19 protein-coding genes and 2 pseudogenes are annotated in these 26265 nt (G+C 42.9%); 17 read left to right on the top strand and 4 right to left on the bottom strand.

Annotated features, from left to right (window positions below):
* Positions 1-23: 23 nt before the first annotated feature.
* Positions 24-341, top strand: a pseudogene (locus EA26_RS20695) (ISAs1 family transposase); the annotation flags it as partial.
* A 627-nt stretch (positions 342-968) separates the two neighbouring features.
* Here the strand turns inward: EA26_RS20695 and dhiA are convergent.
* Positions 969-1484: a type II toxin-antitoxin system antitoxin DhiA gene (gene dhiA, locus EA26_RS14080; protein ID WP_039428571.1), complete on the bottom strand. Its 516-nt coding sequence runs from the start codon at positions 1482-1484 to the stop codon at positions 969-971.
* Positions 1484-1747 (bottom strand): type II toxin-antitoxin system toxin DhiT, encoded by a 264-nt coding sequence (gene dhiT / locus EA26_RS14075; protein ID WP_039428569.1) that lies wholly within the window; start codon positions 1745-1747, stop codon positions 1484-1486. Before dhiT ends, dhiA begins: the two co-directional genes overlap by 1 nt.
* A gap of 159 nt (positions 1748-1906) precedes the next feature.
* Between dhiT and EA26_RS14070 the strand changes: the two genes are divergently transcribed.
* The 7 genes from EA26_RS14070 (at position 1907) to EA26_RS14025 (ending at position 8494) form a co-directional block, all read left to right on the top strand.
* Positions 1907-3034, top strand: coding sequence for an ISAs1 family transposase (locus EA26_RS14070; protein WP_039428566.1), 1128 nt, complete (start codon positions 1907-1909; stop codon positions 3032-3034).
* A gap of 352 nt (positions 3035-3386) precedes the next feature.
* On the top strand, positions 3387-3668 hold the full coding sequence (locus tag EA26_RS14065; protein ID WP_039428564.1) for a hypothetical protein: 282 nt from the start codon (positions 3387-3389) through the stop codon (positions 3666-3668).
* 154 nt (positions 3669-3822) lie between these two features.
* On the top strand, positions 3823-4305 hold the full coding sequence (locus tag EA26_RS14060) for a hypothetical protein (RefSeq protein ID WP_001281103.1): 483 nt from the start codon (positions 3823-3825) through the stop codon (positions 4303-4305).
* Between the two features lie 1047 nt (positions 4306-5352).
* A complete protein-coding gene (locus EA26_RS14050) occupies positions 5353-5574 on the top strand; it encodes a hypothetical protein (protein ID WP_039428561.1) in 222 nt (73 codons plus the stop codon).
* Positions 5575-6256: 682 nt separating this feature from the next.
* Positions 6257-6616: a hypothetical protein gene (locus tag EA26_RS14040; RefSeq protein ID WP_039428557.1), complete on the top strand. Its 360-nt coding sequence runs from the start codon at positions 6257-6259 to the stop codon at positions 6614-6616.
* A gap of 78 nt (positions 6617-6694) precedes the next feature.
* Positions 6695-7818 (top strand): IS3-like element ISVpa4 family transposase gene (locus EA26_RS14030; RefSeq protein ID WP_100269006.1). Its coding sequence is split into 2 segments (ribosomal slippage): positions 6695-6947 and positions 6947-7818, totalling 1125 coding nucleotides; the frame shifts between segments, so codons are not numbered across the junction.
* Between the two features lie 31 nt (positions 7819-7849).
* Positions 7850-8494, top strand: a complete 645-nt coding sequence (locus tag EA26_RS14025) for a hypothetical protein (protein WP_152593695.1) — start codon at positions 7850-7852, stop codon at positions 8492-8494.
* A 349-nt stretch (positions 8495-8843) separates the two neighbouring features.
* Here EA26_RS14025 and EA26_RS14020 read toward each other — a convergent pair.
* Together EA26_RS14020 and ltrA are read right to left on the bottom strand one after the other, a co-directional pair.
* Positions 8844-10378 (bottom strand): IS3 family transposase gene (locus EA26_RS14020; protein ID WP_404975831.1). Its coding sequence is split into 2 segments (ribosomal slippage): positions 8844-9925 and positions 9925-10378, totalling 1536 coding nucleotides; the frame shifts between segments, so codons are not numbered across the junction.
* Positions 10379-11801: 1423 nt separating this feature from the next.
* The gene (gene ltrA / locus EA26_RS14010) at positions 11802-13289 is read right to left on the bottom strand and encodes a group II intron reverse transcriptase/maturase (RefSeq protein WP_052079615.1); all 1488 of its coding nucleotides are present in this window, start codon (positions 13287-13289) and stop codon (positions 11802-11804) included.
* 476 nt (positions 13290-13765) lie between these two features.
* Here ltrA and tnpA point away from each other — a divergent pair, with 476 nt between their 5' ends.
* The 9 genes and pseudogenes from tnpA (at position 13766) to EA26_RS13950 (ending at position 25813) form a co-directional block, all read left to right on the top strand.
* The gene (gene tnpA / locus EA26_RS14005) at positions 13766-14086 is read left to right on the top strand and encodes an IS66 family insertion sequence element accessory protein TnpA (protein WP_039423672.1); all 321 of its coding nucleotides are present in this window, start codon (positions 13766-13768) and stop codon (positions 14084-14086) included.
* A 288-nt stretch (positions 14087-14374) separates the two neighbouring features.
* A pseudogene (tnpB, locus tag EA26_RS14000) lies at positions 14375-14674 on the top strand (IS66 family insertion sequence element accessory protein TnpB); the annotation flags it as partial.
* Between the two features lie 59 nt (positions 14675-14733).
* Positions 14734-16266, top strand: a complete 1533-nt coding sequence (gene tnpC / locus EA26_RS13995) for an IS66 family transposase (protein ID WP_039428553.1) — start codon at positions 14734-14736, stop codon at positions 16264-16266.
* Complete coding sequence (locus tag EA26_RS13990; RefSeq protein WP_235425326.1) at positions 16248-16511, top strand: hypothetical protein; 264 nt, start codon at positions 16248-16250, stop codon at positions 16509-16511. Before tnpC ends, EA26_RS13990 begins: the two co-directional genes overlap by 19 nt.
* 640 nt (positions 16512-17151) lie before the next feature.
* Positions 17152-17619: an Sbal_3080 family lipoprotein gene (locus EA26_RS13985; RefSeq protein ID WP_039428551.1), complete on the top strand. Its 468-nt coding sequence runs from the start codon at positions 17152-17154 to the stop codon at positions 17617-17619.
* Between the two features lie 618 nt (positions 17620-18237).
* A complete protein-coding gene (locus tag EA26_RS13975) occupies positions 18238-18711 on the top strand; it encodes a GNAT family N-acetyltransferase (RefSeq protein ID WP_039428546.1) in 474 nt (157 codons plus the stop codon).
* A gap of 153 nt (positions 18712-18864) precedes the next feature.
* Positions 18865-19224 carry a hypothetical protein gene (locus EA26_RS21490; RefSeq protein WP_032471909.1) on the top strand — a complete coding sequence of 120 codons (360 nt, stop codon included), beginning with the start codon at positions 18865-18867 and terminating at the stop codon, positions 19222-19224.
* Between the two features lie 5727 nt (positions 19225-24951).
* Positions 24952-25380 (top strand): hypothetical protein, encoded by a 429-nt coding sequence (locus EA26_RS13955; protein WP_039428538.1) that lies wholly within the window; start codon positions 24952-24954, stop codon positions 25378-25380.
* Position 25381: 1 nt separating this feature from the next.
* Positions 25382-25813 (top strand): hypothetical protein, encoded by a 432-nt coding sequence (locus EA26_RS13950; protein ID WP_039428537.1) that lies wholly within the window; start codon positions 25382-25384, stop codon positions 25811-25813.
* Positions 25814-26265 lie beyond the last annotated feature (452 nt).

Here is a 26265-nt window from a genome sequence, read left to right as displayed (position 1 = left end):
GCAACTATCTTGAAAAACACCGAGAGTCAGAAGTAACGGTTCGATATTATATTAGTTCGAAAGCGCTCAGTGCTAAAGAATTGTTAAATGCTTCACGCTCGCACTGGTTAGTCGAGTCGATGCATTGGATGTTGGATACTGCATTTGGTGAAGATGCTTGCCGTAAACGAGCGGAAGAACGAGCAGAGAATTTCGCAAGGATCAGACAGATGTGTTTAAACATGCTAAAAAGTGAAACGACACTAAAAGCGAGTATTAAACACAAAAGAGCGATGTGCGCGATGGATCCGGAGTACCTTTTGAAGGTTCTGGGAAGCCTTTATTTACGGGAATGTTCATGATTTTTCCGTGTTCCTTCGGCCATTCGATCTTGTTTGTCGGCAATGATTCAAAGCTGTCGCTGTTTGAAATGAATTGATGCTGTGAGTTTCGAGCGGTTGCCTCATTTTAGTTTTGAGCCGGTTCGTGTGGAGTTTCTCTTTCTCAAAGTCGCTTTGAGTGATTTGGCTCCTCGGCTTATCGGCTAAAAGCGTATCGGCAATTTACTATTGTTTTGCGCTGCCTAATGAAAAGGCAATTTCGTTGGCTCTGCTGGTTCAGCGTTGTTGCCTCAGTCGAGTTTTACGCCAATGTGCTGTGGGTTTGGTTGGTCAGGATTTTATTGAAAGGGCACTTTGTTCTTTTGATCGTAGTGAATTTAACGTGGTTTTTATTCAAATCATGGTTTCGATCAGGTTAACGGATTTTGGTGCTTGGGTTGGTTTGAAATTCTGAGTTATTCTAGTGTTTGATTAAATCTAAGTGTTTGAAGTTTAAGCATAACAAACGGTTCAAGAGGGATTCGCAACGCGCAGCATTTTTGTAATGCGTTGATTTTTGTGGTTTACAGTGTTGTGCGGTGAGTTGGTCGTTGCGTTGCTCACCCCTTAACCGGGCGTTATATGCTCCCAATATTTGGGAGCACAGTATTATTGAGAAAAAGCTTCGTTTTCAGCTTTTACAGCTAATGCACCGTGAGCCAGTTGAACTAAAGTATCGAATTTAGGCGAAGTATGAGGACTTAAAGCCTTGTATATACTAGGTCTACTTTTAAGGTTAGTTTTAAGTTGCACGTTTTGAACTCCATACTCCTCGATATAGCCACGAATAGCAGCTTGAAGAATATCTGGTCTATTAAGCGTGATCGAATCCCAAGCAGCTTGTTTTAGAACAGCTTCAATATCATCAGGTGAAATAGCTCTTTCTTTAGCTTCAAGGTATTTACCTTGCTCCTCTGCTAATTGGCGTAACTTCGTAGCTGATATTTCAGCAACACCCCAATCGATGTAAGTCCCCTCAAGAGAAAACTCTGTAAAAGAGTCAACTTGAGAAAACGCTTCAGTTTCAAAGATAGCAGTCAGGTCAGCAATTCCACGAAAACCATCGCTAAACTCAAGTTCTAACTCGTAACCAGACTCCCAATCAACATCAATGATTTTTAACATCAGTTAACCCTCTTAATCGTTACACCTTTGACGGCTTTGTTCCATTCGTTCAGCAATTCGCTTTTATGTTGCTCAATGTACTTCTCGGCTTTGACGAGTTTTTTAGCTGGCAAATATCCAGCAAGTAATTCAATATCATCAATAGCAATGGAGGCGCGGTGCTCACCATACTCAACATGCACATGAGGGCGGTTGTGAGAGTCATTGTCTAAGTAATACATGACAAACTTCAAACCTAACAACTTTTTGAGTATCTCGGGCATCAACAACTCCTATAATCTTTGTTTAGTGTACGCCAGTATCTTTCCGGATACAAGTCGGCGCATACAGGGCAAGATCATGAACATTTCTTGTACAACGCAAGGTTAAATTTGACCTGAAGCACGGTCTGTGATCTTATGCTCTTCTTTTGGGGAGCGACCATGAATATTAATACCATCAAAGCGCATTTCAGTATCATCCGTGACAAACGACAAAGTGCAAAAGTTGATTATCCTCTGTTTGATATTTTGTTTGGGTCTATCTGTGCCGTGATAGCCGGAGGTCAAGGCTGGACTGACATTCGTGAATATGTTCTTGGCCACCATGAGTGGTTTCTTAAACAGGGACTGTTTGAAAACGGTGTGCCTGTCGACGATACCTTTGCTCGTTTGATTGCAAATATTGATCCTGCCGAGTTTCGCGACTGCTTCCTGGGTTGGATGAATGCGGTACATACCATGACGTTTGGTGAGGTGATTGCCATTGATGGCAAGACTTTGCGCGGCTCCTACGATAGAGACGACAGGAAAAGCACCATCCATATGGTGAGCGCCTATGCAAGTGCCAACCAACTGGTATTGGGCCAACTCAAAACCAACAATAAGAGCAATGAAATTACCGCGATTCCAGAGCTTATTAAGATGCTCGACTTGCGCGGAGCTATCGTGACGATTGATGCGATGGCCTGCCAGACCAAGATTGCCAAGGCGATCACTAGCAAGGGCGGTGATTACTTGTTGGCAGTAAAGGGGAATCAAGGCAAGTTGTCGGCAGCCATACAGACAGCCTTCGCCCCACACCGCCGTGCCCCGATTGACAAAACCACTTATCAAATCGAGAAACAAAAAGGCCGCGTTGAAGCACGTACTTGCCATGTACTCAAGGCTAGTGAGTTAGAGGGTGACTTCTCAACGTGGAGCGGACTCGCCAGTATTGTCATGGTTGAAAATTACCGAGTAGCCAAAGGTAAAGCGCCAAAGCTGGAGTACCGCTACTACATAAGTTCAGCAGACCTGACCGCGGAGCAGGCAGGAAATGCCATTCGAGCCCACTGGGGCATAGAGTCAATGCACTGGATTTTAGATGTGAGCATGCGAGAAGATGCTTGTCAGATTTACCGACAAAACGCGGCTGAAAATTTGGCAGGTTTAAGACACATGGCGCTTAACATGCTAAGAGCTGAGCCAAGCAAAATTAGTGTGCCAATGAAGCAGAAACGTTGCATGATGAACCCCGGCTTCTTGGAGCAAGTCTTAGTCGCTGGATTTAAGTCAATGACTAAATTCTAACCACTCATGCGGACGCCCTGGGGCGGCTGGCGCAATCAGTATTTTGAACACAGGTTTTGGGGCTTGAATTGCCGAAATACAAAGTCTGTTTTTCAAATCTATGAGTCGTTTCCGTTTTTTAGGTCTTGGCTTTTGTTTGTGAATCAAAGCTGAGTTAATCTTGGTTTTGGTAAAACGTAAGTCATTGAAGCTTAAACATAACAAACGGTTCAAGAGGGACAGCCAACGCGTGGCATTTTTATTATGCGTTGTTTTTTGTGGTTACGGTGTTATGCGGAAGCTTGGTTGTGGCGTTGGCTGCCCCTTAACCGGGCGTTAGCTATTATTTTATTCAGCAGTAAGGAAATTCAAGATGCCAAAATATCAATTTTTCTGTAAACCAAATTCAAATCGTGGTGAGTTTACTTATCTGAATATGGACTCAGAAACTTATCTTTTTGAAAAGAAAGAACTCTTGAGTTCGGGGCTTGAAGTAGACGGTGATACGATACAAGCTCCCACTCCAGAAGAAGCGATTGAGAAGTTCAAATTAAATTTCTGTCAGCCTTTAGAAGATTATGCAAATTCAAGTGCTTCAGGTGGGTTGGCGACATTCATTTTTGAATCATTCAAATCAATTACTGAGAAAAAATAGCTAACAAACTGCTTAAGAGGGATTCGCAATGCGTGGCATTTTCAGCATGCGGTGGGTTTTGTGATTAAGTTGGTGTGCGGTAGCTTTCGCAGTGCATTGCTCACCCCTTAGCAGGGCGTTATGGCGCAGGGCAAATTTCAGCCTAGGGAACTATATGAGTGATAAAGTGAAAGTAGCCTTGAACTGGCTCAAAGAACTCTTGGATTCTGAGGCGGTTGAGTACCAAATTGTTGGTGGGCTAGCTGCAACGCTCCATGGCGGCAGTCGTGAAATTGCGGACATAGACCTTTATATCCGTAATTCTGACGCAAACAAGGTCTTAGCTCGTGTATCGCAGTTTATATCTAAACCCTTAACTCATTACGCTGAATACGGTTGGAATCTAGAGTATTTCCAGTTGGTTTATCACAATCAGAAAATTGAAATCGGTTTATCACAAAACACGAAGATACAATCTGCTCTGGATGGCTCTTGGCATGAGCTTGAAATCCATTTTTCAGAGTCAGTGATAAAACACTATAAGGGCATTGAATTACCAGTTATGCCAGTCCATCATCTCGTTGAGTACAAGCGAATCTTGGGTAGGGAAGTCGACCTAATTGACATACAAGAACTAACATTGAGTTCAGCACCATAACAAAGCGTTTAAGAGGGACTCATGCCGCGTGGCATTTTTAGCATGCGGTGATTTAAGTGGTGAAAATGGTCTGCGGAAAGTGGGTTTAGGCGGCATTCGCCCCTTAACGCAGCGTTATGTTTAATCACGTCAAATCAGTTGGTTGTATCTTTTCTTTGCTCCCTCGGCTTGTAGGTTTTGCGCTTGTCGGCAAGTTGGCTTCGTTTGGCGCTGGAAATTCAGAGAGTTGCCTCAGTCAATTCTCGGGTAAGCGCGAGGTTAGGGTGGTTGGCTCAATCAGAAAATTGATCTTAGGTTTTGGGCTTGAACAGTCGAAATTTGAAGTTGTTTTTCAAATCTATGAGTCATTTCAGTTTTTTAGGTCTTGGCTTTTGTTTGTGAGTCAACGCTGAGTTAATCTTGGTTTTTGTAAAACGTAAGCCCTTGAAGCTTAAACATAACAAACGCTTTAAGACGGATTCGCAACGCGTGGCATTTGTGGTTTGCGGTAAACTTAGTGATTTAGGTGGTGTGCGGTAACATCGTATTGCGTTGCTCACCACTTAAGCGGGCGTTAGCTTAAAACAATGAAAATCAATTGATTGCAGCCTATTTTTTCTTCCCTTGGCGGCTCGTTCCGGTTTCTCGGCAAATCAGCATTGTTTGCCAACGCGAGTTTTGAGCAGTTGCCTCAATTGAATTTTGGGATTGCGCGAGGTCAGTAGGTTTGCCGCAAAGTCGCTTTGGAAGTTTTGCTTTCGCTTTGAGTTTCCCGAAAGTGATTTATCAAAATTTTCGGGTTTTTAAATCGCATGAAATGCCACAACGTTTGAGTCATTTCGGGTATTAAAACTCTGGCTGTTTGTTAGGAACCCAAATCAGGTTAATCTCAGGCTTGGTAAGTTTAAGGTGCTGAAATTTAAGCTAACAAACTGCTTAAGCGGGATTCGCAATGCGTGGCATTTTCAGCATGCGTTGGGTTTTGTGGTTAAGGCGGTGTGCGGTAACTTTCGTATTGCATTGCTCACCCCTTAGCAGGGCGTTATGTGCTAGGGAGTAATATAGGTTATGCCCAAGATAAAAATTGAATTTACTCAATCTACTGATGTACCGAAGTTCGTGCAAGTATTGCATATGAACACGGACATTGTGAAAGGGTCTATTGAGATGCTAGCTCAAGAACTGACAACACAAGGTGTGGTCACAATTCCATTGGAAATTGAGTTTAACATTAATGGGTTGTTGAAAGGTCTTAGCACAGCAAAGGTTGAGGTTTCCTTTTCAGAATAATGGTCGTTCTTAAAGGTTCTGTACAAAACTTTGTAATCGAGGGGCAAAAATGTAATTGATTGCAAATTTGGTCCACACATAACAAACTGTTCAAGCAGATTCGGCATGCGTGGCATTTTTGGTTTGCGGTGGTTTGAGTGATTACGTAGTGATGCGGTAACTTTTGTTGTGCATGCCTCACTCCTTAACAGGGCGTTAGCTTAAAACAAATAAAATCAATTGGTTGTGGTCTTTTCTTTCTTCCCTTGGCCATTCGTTCAGGTTTTTCGGCAAATCAGCATTGTTTAACAATGCGAGTTTTGAGCCGTTGCCTCAATTGAGTGCTGGGATTGTGCGAGGTTAGCTGATTTGGCGCAAAGTCGCTTTGGAAGTTTTGCGTTCGCTTTGATTTTTGCGAAAACGGGTTGTCAAAATTTACTGATTTTTAATGTAAATGAACGGCCACAAAGTTTGCGTTATTTCGGGTTTCAAAGCTTAAGTGGTTTGTTGGTTTTCCAAATCGGTTTAATCTCAGGCTTGGTAAATCTAAAGTGCTGAAATTTAAGCTAACAAACTGCTTAAGAGGGATTCGCAATGCGTGGCATTTTCAGCATGCGTTGGGTTTTGTGGTTAAGGCGGTGTGCGGTAGCTTTCGTATTGCATTGCTCACCCCTTAGCAGGGCGTTATGTTTATGGAGATAATATGAAAAAATTTAATTCAATCTCTAATTTGATTAATTATCTCAAAGAGAATGATATAAATAACCCTTTTTTCCCAAAGACAGAGGATGGCCCAAACTTCGAATGGATTGACAAAGGTAACGGATTCGGTGCAATTATTCCGTCACTTAACAAAATTAATAGCTTTTATGTGTATCGGGGACAGAATAAGCGTTTTAGTCCATGCGTTTCTTCCTTACTAAGAGGGGTGGTTAGGCATGAGGATATTTTTGCGTACAAAATTAAATTGGCTGAGTTTAAGAGTATTTTAGATAATCCGCGGAAACAACTAGCCAAAGAAATAGGCCTAGAGTTGAATTTGGAGGCACTTGCCCAGCACTAAGAAGTGGCCCCCAATTTTCGGACATGACTTTAAGTGGTCGATCTGTTTTGATAGTACCCAACAATACAGGGACAGATTATGACTAGAAAACGTAGAAACCACTCTCCTGAGTTTAAAGCTAAGGTGGCTCTCGATGCCGCTAAAGGCGATAAAACCGTCGCTGAGCTAGCTCAGAAATATAACCTGCACGCTAACCAGATCTCAACATGGAAAAAGGAGCTGCTTGAAAACGCAGCCATGATTTTTGCCACCGAAAATCACTCAGGAAAAGAGAGTTCCGAAGATGTGGACAAACTTCACGCCAAGATCGGTCAATTGACCATGGAAAATGATTTTTTGGCCAAAGTGCTCGGTCGTTAGACCGAGCCCAGCGAAAGAGTTCGCTGGTTAAATCCACCCCATTGCCGATAAAGCGCCAATGTGAGCTGCTCAATATTGCTCGCTCTACCGCTTACTATCAGCCCATCGGACTCTCTGCTGAGGAGATCACGTTACGACGTATGATTGACGAAATTCATCTGCAGTATCCGTTTATGGGCAGTCGGCGCATTCGAACTGAGCTGGCTAAAAAGGGCCATAGCGTTAATCGTAAGCGTGTTGTTCGACTCATGCGCGATATGGGGATTGGGGCGATTTATCCCAAGCCCAAAACGACGCTGGCTAACAAAGCACACAAGGTGTATCCCTACCTGTTGCGTGATATCGAAGTCACTTACCCAAACCAAGCTTGGGCGATTGATATCACGTACATCCCGATGGCGAAGGGGTTCCTGTACCTCGTTGCGATTATCGACTGGTATAGCCGCAAAGTGCTGGCTTGGCGACTATCCAACACCATGGACACGAGTTTTTGTATCGAAGCGCTTGAGGAAGCGCTGAAGCATTATGGGCCACCTGATATCTTTAACTCAGATCAAGGCAGCCAGTTTACCAGCACAGAGTTCACACAGAAGTTAATTGAACATGACATACGTATAAGCATGGACGGGAAAGGCCGCTGGGTTGACAATGTTTTCATTGAGCGATTATGGCGAAGCCTGAAATATGAGGAGGTTTACTTAAAGGCTTATACCACGCCCCGTGAAGCCGAGCTTGAAATCGGCAACTACATGGTGTTTTATAATGAAGAGCGTAACCATCAAGGACTGAATAACCTCACTCCTGATGAGGCCTACTTCGGTAGGCAAAGATACGCAGCATGAGCTGGGTCAACCACTTAACAAATGAGCTTATGTGTCCAACCAGCGGGGTCCACTTCTCTATGGTCTCAAAACAACGCACTTAGATGTTACTCACTCCTTAGATGTTGCTGCATTTTTTGCTTGTTGCGAATGTACAAATAATACCTGGAGTCCGGTAAGTGATGGTGTAGGAGTTATTTATAGGTTGCCATTTATACCAGGTTCTACGTGTGAACTGGTTGGCGCTCAAGTTTATCCAAGACCAAAAGAGCAGATGGCACAATCTGTGTTAGTGGATATCAATCAAGACTTTGAAAAAATGCCCTTTGTTGAAATTTATGAATTCGAGCATTCCTATGAGGAATCTGATAAATACTTTCGCATGTTCAACGAGGGGAAAGAACTCTTCCCATTCGACTTGTTAGCTGAAAAGGCGAATTTAGTCGCCAACGATTCATCCCTATCTATCGTCACAGTTTTGCGTGCAATGGATGAAGACGGTCTACCTTATGATATAAGAGAAGATAAGCTGAATGAGTTTAAAACAAAACTGAGCAATGGAGGAAAGTACTCAATAAGTCATAGAAATGAGCATGTTTTTTCTCAAAGTGAGCTAGAAATCCTTGCAGGTACAGTCAATGAAATAAAGGAAAGTCTGCTTGGTGATACAGGAGCGAGATTTATTTTCACAAAATAAACATAACAAAGCATTTAAGAGGGACTCACAACGCGTGGCATTTTTATCATGCGTTTATTTTTGTGATGAAGGTGCTATGCGTTAAGTGCTTTTGTGTGTTGTTCGCCCCTTAATGCGGCGTTAGCTTAAAACATTGAAAATCAATTGGTTGTGGTCTTTTCTTTTTTCCTTTGGCCATTCGTTCAGGTTTCTCGGCAAATCAGCATTGTTTGCCAACGCGAGTTTTGAGCCGTTGCCTCAATTGAGTTTTGGGATCGCGCGAGGTTAGCCAGTTTGGCGCAAAGTCGCTGTGGTAGTTTTGCTTTCGTTTCGGTGTTTTTCAAGATAGTTGCCATCATTTGCTTGCTTATTAAGCAGCTTCTCTTTCTGGATTTAGGTGGACTTCACCAACTGGTTCACAGTTCCTGATATCACCAGGCCAGCGCTCAGGTTTTCGCTGTTTTGCTGCGAGCAATACCTCAGCTCGGCGCTTCAAGATCTCTTCATCTTTTCCATTATGACGCTCTGAAGGCGTGACATAATTTAGCTTACTGTGTTTGTGCTCGGTGTTGTACCAGCGCACGAAGGCTTCAACCCAACGTCGACTGCTGTCGAGACTTTCAAAGCCCTTTGTCGGCCAGTTTGGCATGTACTTTACCGTGCGGAACAACGATTCTACATACGGATTATCATCACTGACTCTTGGACGGCTATACGATGAGGTAATGCCTAACTCATCCATCTTCGCTTTGAACGTCAGCGACTTCATAGGCGCACCGTTATCTGAGTGAAGAACCAGCGGTTGACTGAAGCACTGCTCTCGCATCAACGTCCGCTGCAGGAGTTGTGAGGCTAACTCGCCGCACTCACGTTCATACACCTCATAACCCACGATTTTTCGGCTGTAGATGTCCTCAATGACGTACAGATAATAGTGCTGGCCTCGAACCTTTGAAGGCAAGTAAGTGATATCCCATGTGTAGACTTGATTCGAGCCTGTCGCCGTATAACTCGTTGGCTTCGCTTGTGTTTGTCTACTCCTCTGACGGCCTCGATGATGAAGTTGCCCTTGTGCACTCAGTACCCGATAATAGCTCGACTCTGAGGCGATATACTCACCTTTATCAAGCAGTGTCGGTACGATTTGAGTTGGAGGTAAGCTCGCGAACTCTGGGCGGTTACACACCTCGATAATGGCATCACGCTCTTGCTGAGAGAGCTTGTTAGCTGGCTCAGGTCTGGCACAGGTCGGTCTTTTATCCGCTTGAACCTCTCCTTGCCGATACCATCGACGATACGTTCTCAGGTCAATTTGAACCTCATAACAAGCTCGCTCTAAGCGGCAACCACTTTGCTTGGCATCGTGGATAAGAGCAATCAGGTGCTGCCTTTCATCGGTTGAGGTTAGTCGTCCTCTGGCTCTTCCCCGTAAAAGGCTATGAGCTTTTTTCGTAGAACCAACAGGGCAGCCGTTTCAGCGAGCGCCTTTTCTTTGTGGCGTAACTCCTTCCTAAGCTCTTTGATTTCAAGCTTATCCGCTTTGGCCTGCTTCTTTGCTTGTGCTTCCCGCTCTTTACTCGACATGAAGCCTTGCATACATTCGCTGCGCCAGCGTTGGACTTGCTCTGGAAACAGACCTTTTTCACGACAATATTGGCTGAGTTCATTCTCGGTCATCGAGTAAGTCTCGGCGACGATGGCGAGTTTAGTTTGAGCAGACCACTGCTCTGATGAAGTGTTGCTGTTTGGCACTGCGGCTCCTGAACGTCTGAGTTGCTGTCGCCAATGATACAGGGTTGCAGTGCTAATGCCTTCCTCTTTTGAAAGTTCGCTCACTGACATTGAGTATGGAGGCAGCAGCTTCTTCAATATGGCTTCTTTTCTTTCTGTTGGAATACGAGACACAATTCACTCTTACCGCCCTAGACTGGTTAAATTTTAACAGTGACAACTATCCTGCCAGAGGGGGGTTTTGAGTATTTCGAAAATGATTTATCAAAATTTTCGAGTTTTCAAATCGCACGAAAGGCCACAAAGTTTGAGTCAATTCGGGTTTTAAATCTCAGGTGGTTTGTTGGTTTTCCAAATCGGGTTAATCTCAGTTTTGGCAAATCTAAGGTGCTGAAATTTAAGCTAACAAACTGCTTAAGCGGGATTCGCAATGCGTGGCATTTTTAGCATGCGGTGAGTTTTGTGATTAAAGCGTTGTGCGGTAGCTTTTGTAGTGCATTGCTCACCCCTTAGCAGGGCGTTAGCTTAAAACGATAAAAATCAATTGATTGCAGCCTGTTTTTCCACCCTTGGCAGCTCGTTCCGGTTTTTCGGCAAATCAGCATTGTTTGCCAACGCGAGTTTTGAGCCGTTGCCTCAATTGAGTTTTGGGATCGCGCGAGGTTAGCCAGTTTGGCGCAAAGTCGCTTTGGTAGTTTTGCTTTCGCTTTGAGTGTTCCGAAAATGATTTATCAAAATTTTCGAGTTTTCAAATCGTGTGAAAGGCCACAAAGTTTGAGTCAATTCGGGTTTTAAATCTCAGGTGGTTTGTTGGTTTTCCAAATCGGGTTAATCTCAGTTTTGGCAAATCTAAGGTGCTGAAATTTAAGCTAACAAACTGCTTAAGCGGGATTCGCAATGCGTGGCATTTTCAGCATGCGGTGAGTTTTGTGATTAAGGCGGTGTGCGGTCGCTTTCGTAGTGCATTGCTCACCCCTTAGCAGGGCGTTAGCTTAAAACAATAAAAATCAATTGTTTGCTGCTTGTTCTTTCTTCCATCGGCAATTCATTCGAGTTTTTCGGCAAATCAACATTGTTTGTCAACGTGAGTTTCGAGATGTTGCCTCAATTGAGCTTTGAGATTGCGCGAGGTTAGCCAGTTTGGCGTAAAGTCGCTTTGTAAGTTTTGCTTTCGCTTTGAGTTTTCCGAAAGTGATTTATCAAAATTTTCGGGTTTTCAAATCGTATGAAAGGCCACAAAGTTTGAATCAATTCGGGTTTCAAAGCTCAGGCAGTTTGCCGGTTTCCCAAATCAGGTTAATCTCAGGCTTGGCAAATCTAAGGTGTTGAAATTTAAGCTAACAAACTGCTTAAGCGGGATTCGCAATGCGTGGCATTTTTAGCATGCGGTGAGTTTTGTGATTAAGTTGGTGTGCGGTAGCTTTCGCAGTGCATTGCTCACCCCTTAGCAGGGCGTTAGCTATTATTTTATTCAGCAGTAAGGAAATTCAAGATGCCAAAATATCAATTTTTCTGTAAACCAAATTCAAATCGTAGTGAGTTTACTTATCTGAATATGGGTTCAGAAACTGGTCGCGGTAGGAATAGCGGTCACCCGCTACCCCCCGCACAGATCCGTACGTGCGCTACTAACGCATACGGCTCCTACCTTGGGTCTAACGTCAAATCGCTGCTCAGGATAAGGGTGGACAATTCTTGCTTTGGGGATCCAGTAATCAACTAATTTCCTAAAACGTGACCATGTCATTTTATGACGCTGGCTACGCCTTCGCAGTTGCTTTAGCCATGCATTAGTGATCTCTGTAATAAACAGATTTAGGGAGCTACCATTCATTGGGACACCATAATAGTTGATGTGCCCTCGAATAATCTGATTCAGCCACTTTCCAACCTTCCACGGCGGTAAGTGAAGCCTTTTCTTTAGCTCCTGTCTGACCCATTTTATCTTACTGATAAGTCGCTTTTTGATTGTCTTCCGCTTGATCATTATGGCCTTTTGGCTCTTAGTCAGGTCACAGTAATGTGTGAATCCAAGGAAATCAAAGGTTCCTGGTCTTTGAACTTTCCCTCTTTTAAAGTCTTCAAAAGCGAATCGTCCAAAATGTATCAACTTGGTTTTGTCCGGATGAACGGATAAGCCAAATTGAGAGAGGCGTCTTTTCAACCCCTCTAAACACGCATTTGCATCATTTTTATGCTGAAAACCGATAACAGCATCGTCAGCGTACCTAACCATGATGACATCGCCAGTTGCACTTCGATGCCGTTCTCGGTTCAGCCAAAGATCAAAAGTATAATGAAGATAAACATTTGCCAACAATGGTGAGATCACCGATCCTTGAGGAGTCCCGAGGAGCGATTTAACTCGCTGGTTATGTTCATCAACGTACCCTACTTTTAACCATTTGGTAATAATTTTGAGCAATGGTTTATCTGCGACTCTGTGCTCTAAGAACTGGATCAACCAATCATGTTCTACAGTATCAAAGAACTTGGTTATATCTAAATCAAGCACCCAGTTTATCTTTCTCCGGTTGAGAGCAACATACAGTGCATCAAGAGCTTGATGCTGATTCCGCTCTGGTCGAAAACCATATGAAAAGCCCATAAAGTCGCTCTCATAGATCGATTCTAGAACTTTACTGACTGCTTGTTGAACAATTTTGTCCCTAATGCATAGGATATTCAGCGGTCGCTGACTACCGTCTTGTTTAGGGATATAAATTCTTCTGGCAGGTTTTGGCTTATATCGTCCTGATTGAATATCTTCACATAGCTGCTTGATGAGCTGTTTTGAGAATAATTGATATTTATCCCATGTTACCCCATCGATCCCTGCGGCAGAATCACGCTTGAGAGTGTAAAAGCACTCCATGAGCAATTCTTCCGTTATAAGATGAAGAAGGTTGTTAAACTTCAGTGTCTTATTTTGAGCTGCGAGTTTGCGTATGGCCACCAACTTTGACATCACGGGGATCCAGCTCTGTGTCTGGCCGTGGTTAGACTGTTGACCATTCCCCTTGGTCAGGATACTTCCCTCCGCAGACTCCGCGTCTGTTTTACGAGTTTTGTTCGTCTGTTTCATCAGTACTATTATCCTGTCCGACTTCCTATACCATATTTATCTTGCCTGAGAGGGTTCAATAATTATGCCCGGTTGATACTTACCGGGACTGTATAGGATCTCCTAGGTTCCGGCGTATAAATTTCTCTGTATGCATAAGGTCTCCGACCCCGGGAAGTGTGCCCAAGAACTCACCAAATTACGCTCTTGTCACTATTGGATTCTGCTTCGCTTAACAACATCTCCACTTCCAAACTGAATTTCGTGGCTCAATACTTAGCCTACAGATGCCTCTACTAACACTTCACTAATGCAGTTACCCACACTCAGCGCATAGCTCGAGAACCCAGCGGATGGTTAGTCCTTACTGAGATGGGACTTCCACCCATTATTTATTCGCCAGCTTTGCCTAGCGTTCTAAGCGCATCATAAACCCCGCATTCTAATCGTCTAGCCCGAATAATAAGATCAAACCTCCAACCCAAAGGAGATTTGAAATGGCCAAACGACGCACTAACCAAGAATGGCGAACCCTGTTCGAACACTATGAATCCAGCCAGTTATCACAACGATTATTCTGTGAACGTAACGGACTGAGTCTCTCCACTTTTTACGCTAAGCGCCAACAGTTAAAGCACTGCGAAAAACCGAACACGGTTGGCTTTGTTAAAACAGAAGTCGTTGAAAAGACCACAAAGTATCAAGCCACTCACGTTGCCGTTGCCAATATGACCCTGCTCGTCAATGATGTTGAACTGAGCATCCCACAAGGCACGCCAGCGACCTATCTCGCAGAGCTTATCGGTGCGCTGTCATGAAACGTATGCTCAGTGCTCCCGAAATCTATCTCTATCGCGAAAGCAGGGAAAAATCATGAACATGCCCGTGTTTAAAGGGTTTGCAGCATTCTGATAAAGAATTCGAAAGTGAAAAATCCGGATAGATTGAATAGTTTGAATCGAGTTGATTTTCATGGTTGATTAAAATCAATGAGTTACAATTTTTGGCTATTTATCTAATAGGCTCGTTGTGAAGTTTTTGACCAGCTTTGAGCCCTTATGTAGCAAGGATGTTCATGATTTTTCCCTGATCGCGAAAGCGTCGATTTTAGAAAGTCCATCAACGGCCTCGCGGCGATTATCGAAAGTGACACCGACTTACCCTTGGGCAGTGGTGCGCTGTTCCTATTCACCAACAAACAGCGCGATAAAGTCAAAGTGTTGTACTGGGATAAAACAGGCTTCGCTCTTTGGTACAAGCGCCTCGAAAAAGCCAAGTACAAGTGGCCTTCCAAAGAGCAAAATGAGGTGTTTACCCTAACTCAATTCGAGCTTGATAGACTGCTTTCTGGCTTCACGATTATCGGCCATAAACCCATTGAAATAAACGATTTTACAATGACTTAAGCGATAATAAAGTCTTATCCACCAAGCGTTAACGTCATGATTTTAGTATAATCAACGCCATGAAAAAGACGCTAAATATCAACCCAGAAAGCCAAGATGTTGCCGAGCTACAAGCGATGGTGAAAGTGCTGATGTCGGAGAAAAATGAGTGGCAACAAGAGCGTCAATCCCTACTTGAACAGCTCAAGCTTGCCTTCGACCGTCAGTTCGCTAAACGCTCAGAGGCGTTAAAGCCTTACAATGAATCCCAAGGTGACCTCTTCAACGAAGCGGAGTGTGAAGCTGCTAAGGAAGAAGAGGTTGATGTTGTCACAACGACCACCACAATGAAGAAACGCGGCAAACGTCAGCCCCTGCCAAAGAGCTTGCCTCGTGAGGTTATCGAACTTGATTTAGACGACGATGAAAAGCAGTGCACTTGCTGCCAACATCACCTGCATAAAATCGGTGAAGACCGTAGCGAGAAACTTGAGTTCACGCCAGCGGTACTCAAAGTGTTGGAATATGTTCGTCCTAAATATGCTTGCCGCCAATGCGAGCAAACTCAGGACAACAGCCGCATCGTTCAAAAGCCAGCGCCGCAAAGTATTATCCCTAAAAGCTTCGCTACAGAAAGCTTGTTGGCCAATATCATCCTCGGCAAATACCAATACGCGATGCCACTTTATCGACAAGAGTCGTTGTTTACCCAGTCGGGTATCGAACTCTCGCGCACCACCATGGCAAGGTGGATTATCCAAGTCAGTGAGAAGTTCGCTCCACTTTATGCGGCCTTGAAAGCGCACCTACTTGAGCAAATGGTGATTCAGGCGGATGAAACGCCGCTCAATGTCCTCAAAGAAGATAAACAGTGTTACATGTGGCTCTACTGCTCGGGCGCGGACTCGCCAGATGCCGCACTGCCCAATGTAAAAAATATCGTCTTGTATGACTATCAAAACAGTCGCGCGAGGTCGTGCCCTGTTGCCTTCTTGGGCGACTATGATGGGTATCTGCAAACCGATGGCTATGGTGTTTATGATGGGCTTCATCGAGTCACCAATGTCGGTTGCTTTGCGCATGCTCGGCGCAAGTTCATGGACACGAAAAAGCTTCAAGGCAAAGGTAAGTCAGGCAAAGCGGATAAAGCGCTGGCCAAAATCCAGAAACTCTATGGGATAGAATCCCGCTTAAAAGGTGCCAGTGCCGAAAAACGGAAAGCAGAGCGCCAAGAGCATGCTAAGCCGATACTGGATGAGCTTTATGAATGGATGACAACTCAGAAAGTGCTTGAGTCTAGCCCGCTGGGTAAAGCGATAAAATACACGCTCGGTCAGTGGCCGAAGCTCATTCGCTATATCGATGACGGTCACTTATCGATAGACAATAACCGTGCTGAACGCGCAATAAAACCGCTGGTTATTGGGAGAAAGAACTGGCTCTTCTCGACCAATCCCAATGGAGCGGAAGCGAGCGCGATGCTTTACAGTATCGTCGAGACAGCGAAAGCCAACGGCCTTATCCTTTACGACTACATAGTCAAGTGCATGCAGGAGTTAGCGAAAGCAGAACCAGATATCGATGCACTCCTGCCTTGGAACTTCAAACACTAACAATATCGCCCCGTGGGTTCATGGGGCGGATACCAGAAACTTATCTTTTTGAAAAGAAAGAACTCTTGAGTTCGGGGCTTGAAGTAGACGGTGATACGATACAAGCTCGCACTCCAGAAGAAGCGATTGATAAATTCAAATTAAACTTCTGTCAGCCTTTAGAAGATTATGCAAATTCAAGTGCTTCAGGTGGGTTGGCGACATTCATTTTTGAATCATTCAAATCAGTTACTGAGAAAAAATAGCTAACAAACTGCTTAAGAGGGATTCGCAATGCGTGGCATTTTCAGCATGCGGTGGGTTTCGTGATTAAGGTCGTGTGCGGTAGCTTTTGTAGTGCATTGCTCACCCCTTAGCAGGGCGTTAGCTTAAAACAATGAAAATCAATTGGTTGTAGCCTGTTTTTTCTTCCCTTGGCTGTTCGTTCAGATTTCTCGGCAAATCGGCATTGTTTGCCAACGTGATTTTTGAGCAGTTGCCTCAATTAAATTTTGGGGCTGCGCGAGGTTAGCCAGCTTGGCGCAAAGTCGCTTTGGAAGTTTTGCTTTCGCTTTGAGTTTTCTGAACGTGTGTTATCAAAATTTATTGTTTTTCAAAGCAAATGAACAGTTACAAAGTTTGAACCAATTCGGGTTTCAAAACTCAGGCAGTTTGCCAGTTTCCCAAATCAGGTTAATCTCGGGCTTAGTAAATCTAAGGTGCTGAAATTTAAGCTAACAAACTGCTTAAGCGGGATTCGCAATGCGTGGCATTTTCAGCATGCGGTGGGTTTTGTGATTAAGGCGGTGTGCGGTAGCTTTCGTAGTGCATTGCTCACCCCTTAGCAGGGCGTTATGCCGCAACTTGAAATTTCAACAAAATTATTATTTATTAGAGAGATGTAAAATGTATAAGAAAATCATTATCCTTGGTTTGCCCGTTTTATTAGCAGCATGTGCTGCACCAAAATATACAGCTGAAGCTATCTCGGGAGAGAACCAGAGCAAAGAAATCACTATCGTAAAAGATGACGCAACTCGAGAAATTTTCTTAGATTCGATGCAAGAATGGTGTTTGGATACGGCTCACAAATGCACGGTTGTGAGTGATGGTACTCCACCTAAGAGCTCTGAGCTTACACTTACTTATGTTTCTCGTTGGAGCTGGGACTTCAGGACGTTTATTGCAGACGCCCAAGTTAAAGCATATAAAAATAATGAGAAAGTTGGTGAAGTCGAGTTCAAGGTGCCAAACAGTGCCAGTACAGACAAGTGGGGAGACGACAAGAAACGAATCATCACGATGATGGATATATTGTTTGGTAAGCAAACGGTAAGTGAAGCTCAGTCCAAAATCAAATCGGGCGAAATGTAGCGGCATAACAAACGGTTAAAGAGGGACTGCCAACGCGTGGCGGTTTTTGTTCAAATCAGCATTTGTGATTACGGTTGTTATTTTAAGTTCAGTGTTTTGCGTTGTCAGCCCCTTAACCGGGCGTTAGCTTAAAACAATTAAAATCAATTGGTTGTGGTCTTTTCTTTCTTCCTTTGGCCATTCGCTCAGGTTTCTCGGCAAATCAGCATTGTTTGCCGGCGCAAGTTTTGAGCAGTTGCCTCAATGGAGTTTTAGGATTGCGCGAGGTTAGCAAGCTTGGCGCAAAGTCGCTTTGGAAGTTTTGCTTTCGCTTTGAGTTTGGCGAACATGTGTTGTCAAAAATTATTGGTTTTCAAATCACATGAAAGGCCACAAAGTTTGCGTCATTTCGGGTTTTAAAACTCAAGCGGTTTGTTGGTTTCCCAAATCGGGTTAATCTTAGCTTTGGTAAATCTAAGGTGCTGAAATTTAAGCTAACAAACTGCTTAAGAGGGATTCGCAATGCGTGGCATTTTCAGCATGCGGTGGGTTTTGTGATTAAGGCGGTGTGCGGTAGCATTCGTAGCGCATTGCTCACCCCTTAGCAGGGCGTTAGGCGTCATTTGAGATCGAGGTAACATGTTAATTATTGAGAAATATAATAAAACTCGTGATGCTGAAGTTGAAAAATTACGAGTAAAACCCGAACAAGTTCAGTTCACAGTCGATAAGCTTGGTGAATTCATCTTATCTTTAAAAGAAGATGAACATCCTCATTTGATCATCGAAAATGATCAAGTTGTTGGTTTTTTCGTCTTAGATCTATCTTATTCTGACGCTTATAGTTTTAGTGATCCAAAAGCGCTAGGCGTTCGAGCTTTGCTGATTGATCATAATCATCAAGGTTTAGGTGTTGCGAGTAGAGCAATGAATTTGTTACCAAGCTATGTTGCTTCAACCTATCCCGAGTTTGAACGGTTACAATTGACGGTAAATTGCCGTAATAAAGCCGCGTACAATTGTTATCTTAAATGTGGTTTTGAAGACACCGGGAATTTGTATTTAGGTGGTCCAGCTGGTCCTCAACATATAATGCAGAGAACCGCCGCCTAACAAAGCATTTAAGAGGGACAGCCAACGCGTGGCATTTTTATTATGCGTTAGTTTTTGTGATTACGGTGTTATGCGGTGAGTTGGTAGTAGCGTTGTCTGCCCCTTAATGCGGCGTTAACTGATGCGAATATATTTAAGTGCGGGGATTTACTCTTGAATAAAATTGGTGTTCTAATCTACTGGTTATCTTGTATTTATATTTTTAGTCATCTATTTCTAATGAATAGTTGGCTTCAATTTTTTGATGCTTTTTCAATTATATGTACGTTTGTGCCAGCAATTTTCTCGTTACTTATCATTAAAGGGCGGACTTTAGTGATTAATTTTTCAATCTTTTTAAAAGTAATGTGGTTTAGCGCGGGATTAACAACGTTTTACGGAATAATTTTAACGCTGAGTAATTTAACTGTAGAGTATGAAGCATTGGCTGCAGGATTTAGTGTTGCGATTCTTCCAATCTTTTACGCATTTGGTGCTAGTCTGTTGCTATTGCCGTTGATTGTTCAAGATTGACAATCAGTTAACAAAGCATTTAAGAGGGACAGCCAACGCGTGGCATTTTTATTATGCGTTAGTTTTTGTGATTACGCTGTTATGCGGTGAGTTGGTAGTAGCGTTGGCTGCCCCTTAATGCGGCGTTAGCTTAAAACGAATAAAATCAGTTGTTTGTGGCTTTTCCCTTCTTTGGCCATTCGTTCAGGTTTTTCGGCAAATCAACATTGTTTGCCAATGCGAGTTTTGATCAGTTGCTTCAATTGAGTTTTGGGATTGCGCGAGGTTAGCCAGTTTGGCGCAAAGTCGCTTTGGAAGTTTTGCATTTGCTTTGAATTTGCCGAAAATGATCTATCAAAATTTTCAGGTTTTCAAATCGCATGAAAGGCCACAAATTTTGAGTTATTTCGGGTTTTAAAACTCAAGTGGTTTGCTGGTTTTCCAAGTCAGGTTAACCTTGATTTTGGTAAATCTTAAGGTGCTGAAATTTAAGCTAACAAACTGCTTAAGCGGGATTCGCAATGCGTGGCATTTTCAGCATGCGTTGAGTTCTGTGATTAAAGCAGTGTGTGGCAGCTTTTGCAGTGCATTGCTCACCCCTTAGCAGGGCGTTAGCTTAAAACAAATAAAATCAATTGGTTGTGGTCTTTTCTTTCTTCCCTTGGCCATTCGTTCAGGTTTTTCGGCAAATCAGCATTGTTTAACAATGCGAGTTTTGAGCCGTTGCCTCAATTGAGTGCTGGGATTGTGCGAGGTTAGCTGATTTGGCGCAAAGTCGCTTTGGAAGTTTTGCGTTCGCTTTGAGTTTTGCGAAAACGGGTTGTCAAAATTTACTGATTTTTAATGTAAATGAACGGCCACAAAGTTTGCGTTATTTCGGGTTTCAAAGCTTAAGTGGTTTGTTGGTTTTCCAAATCGGTTTAATCTCAGGCTTGGTAAATCTAAAGTGCTGAAATTTAAGCTAACAAACTGCTTAAGAGGGATTCGCAATGCGTGGCATTTTCAGCATGCGTTGGGTTTTGTGGTTAAGGCGGTGTGCGGTAGCTTTCGTATTGCATTGCTCACCCCTTAGCAGGGCGTTATGCTTAATCTCACAAAATCAATCGGTTGTGGCCTTTTCTCTGTTCCTTCAGCCGTTCGTTCTTGTTTGTCGGCAATTGAATAATGTTGTCGCTGTTTGAAGTAAATTGATGCTGTGAATGTCGAGCGGTTGCCTCATTTTAGTTTTGAGCTGGTTTGTGTTGAGTTTCTTTTTCTCAAAGCCGCTTTGAGTAATCTGGCTCCTTGGCTTATCGGCCAAAAGCGTATCGGCAATTTTCTATTGTCTTGCGCTGCCTAATGAAAAGGCAATTTGGCTGACGCTGTTGGTTCAGCGTAGTTGCCTCATTCGAGTTTCATGCCAGTTTGCTGTGAGTCTGATTGGTCAGATTTTCGTTAACAGGGCATTTTGTTCTCATGATCGTGGTGAATATATCTCAGTTTTTGTTCAAATTATGGTTTCGATCAGGTTAACAAGTTTTGGTGCTTGGGTTGGTTTGAAAGTCTGAGTTATTCTAATGGTTGCTTAAAGCTAAGTGTTTGAAGTTTAAGCATAACAAACGGTTCAAGAGGGACAGTCAACGCGTGGCATTTTTATTATGCGTTGGTTTTTGTGATTACGGTGTTATGCGGAAGCTTGGTAGTGGCGTTGTCTGCCCCTTAACCGGGCGTTATGCTTAATCTCACAAAATCAATCGGTTGTGGCCTTTTTTCTATTCCTTCGGCCATTCGATCTTGTTTGTCGGCAATTTGTTAAGGCGGTCGCTGTTTCAATTAAATTGATGCTGTTAATTTCGAGCGATTGCCTCATTTTAGTTTCGAGCCGGTTCGTGTTGAGTTTCTTTTTCTCAAAGTCGCTTTGAGTGATTTGGTTCCTTGGCTTATCGGCCAAAAGCGCATCGGCAATTTGCTATTGTTTTGCGCTGCCTAATGAAAAGGCAATTTGGCTGGCGCTTGTGGTTCAGCGTTGTTGCCTCATTCGAGTTTTACGCCAATTTGCTGTGAGCTTGGTTGGTCAGATTTTCATTGAAAGGGCACTTTGTTATCTTGAGCGAAGTGAATTTAACTCAGTTTTTGTTCAAATCATGGTTTCGATCAGGTTAACGAGTTTTGGTGCTTGGGTTGGTTTGAAAGTCTGAGTTATTCTAATGGTTACTTAAAGCTAAGTGTTTGAAGTTTAAGCATAACAAACGGTTCAAGAGGGACAGCCAACGCGTGGCATTTTTATTATGCGTTGGTTTTGGTGGTTACGGCGTTATGCGGAAGCTTGGTAGTGGCGTTGTCTGCCCCTTAACCGGGCGTTAGCTTAAAACAATAAAAATCAATTGTTTGCAGCCTGTTTTTTCTTCCTCTGGCCATTCGTTCAGGTTTCTCGGCAAATCAGCATTGTTTGCCAACGCGAGTTTTGAGCAGTTGCCTCAATTCAGTTTTGGGCCTAATCGAGGTTAGCCAATTTGGTGCAAAGTCGCTTTGGAAGTTTTGCTTTCGCTTTGAGGAGTTTTCCGAAAATGAGTTCTCAAAATTTACTGGTTTTCAATGCGCATTAAAGGCCACAAAGTTTGAGCCTATTCGGGTTTTAAAACTCAGGTGGTTTGCCAGTTTTCCAAATCGGGTTAGTCTCAGTTTTGGTAAACCTAAGGTGCTGAAATTTAAGCTAACAAACTGCTTAAGAGGGATTCGCAATGCGTGGCATTTTTAGCATGCGGTGAGTTTCGTGATTCAGGTGGTTTGCGGTAGCTTTCGCAGTGCATTGCTCACCCCTTAGCAGGGCGTTAGCTTAAAACAATGAAAATCAATTGGTTGTAGCCTGTTTTTTCTTCCCTTGGCTGTTCGTTCAGATTTCTCGGCAAATCGGCATTGTTTGCCAACGTGATTTTTGAGCAGTTGCCTCAATTAAATTTTGGGGCTGCGCGAGGTTAGCCAGCTTGGCGCAAAGTCGCTTTGGAAGTTTTGCTTTCGCTTTGAGTTTTCTGAACGTGTGTTATCAAAATTTATTGTTTTTCAAAGCAAATGAACAGTTACAAAGTTTGAACCAATTCGGGTTTCAAAACTCAGGCAGTTTGCCAGTTTCCCAAATCAGGTTAATCTCGGGCTTAGTAAATCTAAGGTGCTGAAATTTAAGCTAACAAACTGCTTAAGCGGGATTCGCAATGCGTGGCATTTTCAGCATGCGGTGGGTTTTGTGATTAAGGCGGTGTGCGGTAGCTTTAGCAGTGCATTGCTCACCCCTTAGCAGGGCGTTAGCTTAAAACAATAAAAATCAATTGCTTGTGGTCTTTTCGTTCTTCCCTTGGCAATTCGTTTAGGTTTCTCGGCAAATCAGCGTTGTTCGCTAATGCGAGTTTTGAGCGGTTGCCTCAATTGAGTTTTGGGATTGCACGAGGTGAGCAAGTTGGGCGCAAAGTCGCTTTGGAAGTTTTGCATTTGCTTTGAGTTTGCCGAAAATGAGTTCTCAAAATTTACTGGTTTTCAAAGCGCATGAACGGCCACAAAATTTGAGTCATTTCGGGTTTTAAAGCTCAGGTGGTTTGGCGGTTTCCTAAATCGGGTTCATCTCAGGTTTGGTAAATCTAAGACGTTGAAATTTAAGCTAACAAACTGCTTAAGAGGGATTCGCAATGCGTGGCATTTTCAGCATGCGGCGGTTTTCGTGATTAAGTTGGTGTGCGGTAACTTTGGCAGTGCATTGCTCACCCCTTAGCAGGGCGTTAGCTTAAAACAATGAAAATCAATTGGTTGTGGCTTTTTCTTTCTTCCTTTAGCAATTCGTTCAGGTTTTTCGGCAAATCAGCATTGTATATGAACGTGAGTTTTGAGCTGTTGCCTCAATTGAGTTTTTAGGTTGCACGAGGTCAGTCAGTTTGGCGCAAAGTCGCTTTGGAAGTTTTGCTTTCGCTTTGAGTTTTCCGAAAATGAGTTCTCAAAATTTACTGGTTTTGTAAAGCAAATGAACGGCCACAAAGTTTGAGTCATTTCGGGTTTTAAAGCTCAGGTAGTTTGCCGGTTTCCTAAATCGGGTTAGTCTCAGGTTTGGTAAATCTAAGGCGTTGAAATTTAAGCTAACAAACTGCTTAAGAGGGATTCGCAATGCGTGGCATTTTCAGCATGCGTTGGGTTTTGTGATTAAGGCGGCGTGCGGCCGCTTTGGCAGTGCATTGCTCACCCCTTAGCAGGGCGTTAGCTTAAAACAAATAAAATCAATTGGTTGTGGTTTTTTCTTTCTTCCCTTGGCCATTCGTTCAGGTTTCTCGGCAAATCAGCATTGTTTACCAATGCGAGTTTTGAGCGGTTTCCTCAATGGAGTTTTGGGGTTGCACGAGGTTAGCCAGTTTGGCGCAAAGTCGCTTTGGCAGTTTTGCCTTCGCTTTGAGTTTTCCGAAAATGGTTCATCAAAATTTACAGGTTTCAAAGCAAACGAATGGCTACAAAGTTTGAGTCAATTTAGGTTTCAAAACTTAGGTTGTTTGCCATTTTTGCAAATCAGGTTAATCTTGGGCTTAGCAAACCTAAGGTGCTGAAATTTAAGCTAACAAACTGCTTAAGAGGGATTTGCAATGCGTGGTATTTTTGGCATGCGGTGAGTTTTGTGATTAAGGCGGTGTGCGGTAGCTTTTGCAGTGCATTGCTCACCCCTTAGCAGGGCGTTAGCTTAAAACAATGAAAATCAATTGATTGCAGCCTATTTTTTCTTCCCTTGGCGGCTCGTTCCGGTTTCTCGGCAAATCAGCATTGTTTGTCAACGTGAGTTTCGAGCAGTTGCCTCAGTTGAGTTTTGGGATTGCGCGAGGTTAGCAAATTTGGCTCAAAGTCGCTTTGGCAATTTTGCTTTCGCTTTGAGTTCTCCGAAGATGAATTTTCAAAATTTGCTGGTTTCAAAGCAAATGAACGGCTACAAAGTTTGAGTTCTTTCGGGTTTTAAAGCTCAGGTGATTTGCCGGTTTCCCAAATAGGGTTAGTCTCGCGGTTAGTAAATTTAAGGTGCTGAAATTTAAGCTAACAAACTGCTTAAGCGGGATTCGCAATGCGTGGCATTTTCAGCATGCGTTGGGTTTTGTGGTTAAGGCGGTGTGCGGTAACTTTCGTATTGCATTGCTCACCCCTTAGCAGGGCGTTAGCTTAAAACACGTAAAATCAAATGGTTGTGGTTTTTTCTTTCTTCCTTTAGCAATTCGTTCAGGTTTTTCGGCAAATCAGCATTGTATATGAACGTGAGTTTTGAGCTGTTGCCTCAATTGAGTTTTTAGGTTGCACGAGGTCAGTCAGTTTGGCGCAAAGTCGCTTTGGAAGTTTTGCTTTCGCTTTGAGTTTTCCGAAAATGAGTTCTCAAAATTTACTGGTTTTGTAAAGCAAATGAACGGCCACAAAGTTTGAGTCATTTCGGGTTTTAAAGCTCAGGTAGTTTGCCGGTTTCCTAAATCGGGTTAGTCTCAGGTTTGGTAAATCTAAGGCGTTGAAATTTAAGCTAACAAACTGCTTAAGAGGGATTCGCAATGCGTGGCATTTACAGCATGCGGTGAGTTTTGTGATTAAGTTGGTGTGCGGTAACTTTTGTAGTGCATTGCTCACCCCTTAGCAGGGCGTTATGGCTATTGAACAGTACACTTCTTTTATACAAAAGAGATATGAGCCGCAAATGTAGTAATTGATATTTTTGTATGTCAACTACTCAGTTTTAACATATGCCCCATATTTAGAAATCTGGTGGTAATTATGAGTGTTAAAGATAAGGAAATTAAATTAACTATTGCAAAGTTAATCGAAATTGCATATTCGAGCAATAAAGGGTTAACAACTTCGATTATGTTCGATGTTGGAACAGCAAAGCTAACAGTAGACAGTAATGGCAATTCTATTTTATCCGGCAAAGTTGGTGTTGTGACTTTTAGCGGTAAAGATGTTATAGAAGAACTCGGATTGCAAGTGAAGAGAGTTGCAGTTAGTTTTAAAAATGAAGGCTCTGGAACTACATCCTATACAGCAACATTACAGCTTGGATTAATTAGTACCTCTATAAAAGGAAGCTTTAATGTTGAGGAGCTATTGTTGTCATGCTCTGGTTTATTATGCATTGCTGCTCGTAGGATAAAAGGGCGACCTGCATATATAGAAGAGCAGTTAGCAAAAGCTATGGGTAAATAACATGAAGATTTTGCTTGTTATTATTGCTTTTTTAGCAGGTTGCTCGCAAGGTTACAAAGAAGTTTCGCTGTTTTCATTTTATGAAATGTATCTTGCTAATGCAAAAAGAGAAAATATCAAATTGACATATAAAGACTTTTTTGATGAAGCACTAATGGTTGGCTTGGATGTAAATGATCCTTTTATAATTGAGCAGTTGTTATTTAAAGACAGCATGTCAAAAATTATTAGCCACAAGGAAAGAATATATGAAAGTTATGGTTGTTTGACAGTAAATGGCGAGAGTCATGATGGCAGGTCGATTTCTATTAATATTGAGTTTTCCAACCATAAACCTAAACGGTTAATGAAGATGGTGGATATATTAATTTTGGATAGTAAAGAAGATTATAGTAATACAGGGGTTTGCCCTAAAGAGTATATAGTATATTAAAATAGCCATAACAAACGCTTCAAGAGGGACAGCCAACGCGTGGCATTTTTACTATGCGTTGGTTTGTGTGATTACGGTGTTATGCGGAAAGTTAGTAGTAGCGTTGTCTGCCCCTTAAGCGGGCGTTAGTTGCTTTCATAAATAATAGGTAAGTACATGAAAGAGAGTTTGGTATCATTTGATCTCGAAACAGATCTAGTCATGTCATTGCGGTGCTTACTTGACGCTTTGTCTCAAATTGAAAGAGGGCAAAACACGTATTTCAAATGGGCAGTGATCTATGGGCATAATTCTGTTCAATCGGCAATGTGTTTAGCTCTCATTACATCGGACTCACGCCTAGTTCGGAAAAAAGGTAGTTATCACTCAGAGTATGGTGATTTGGATAATATCGAATGGCTTTACGAAAAATTGCGGAAAGAAGACTTTCTTCCTTACATGGGTAGTCAAGT

The sequence above is a fragment of the Vibrio navarrensis genome, assembly GCF_000764325.1.
Taxonomy (GTDB): domain Bacteria; phylum Pseudomonadota; class Gammaproteobacteria; order Enterobacterales; family Vibrionaceae; genus Vibrio; species Vibrio navarrensis.
The sequence above is the reverse complement of the archived record's forward strand: the minus strand, read 5'-3'. Positions and strand labels throughout refer to the sequence as shown.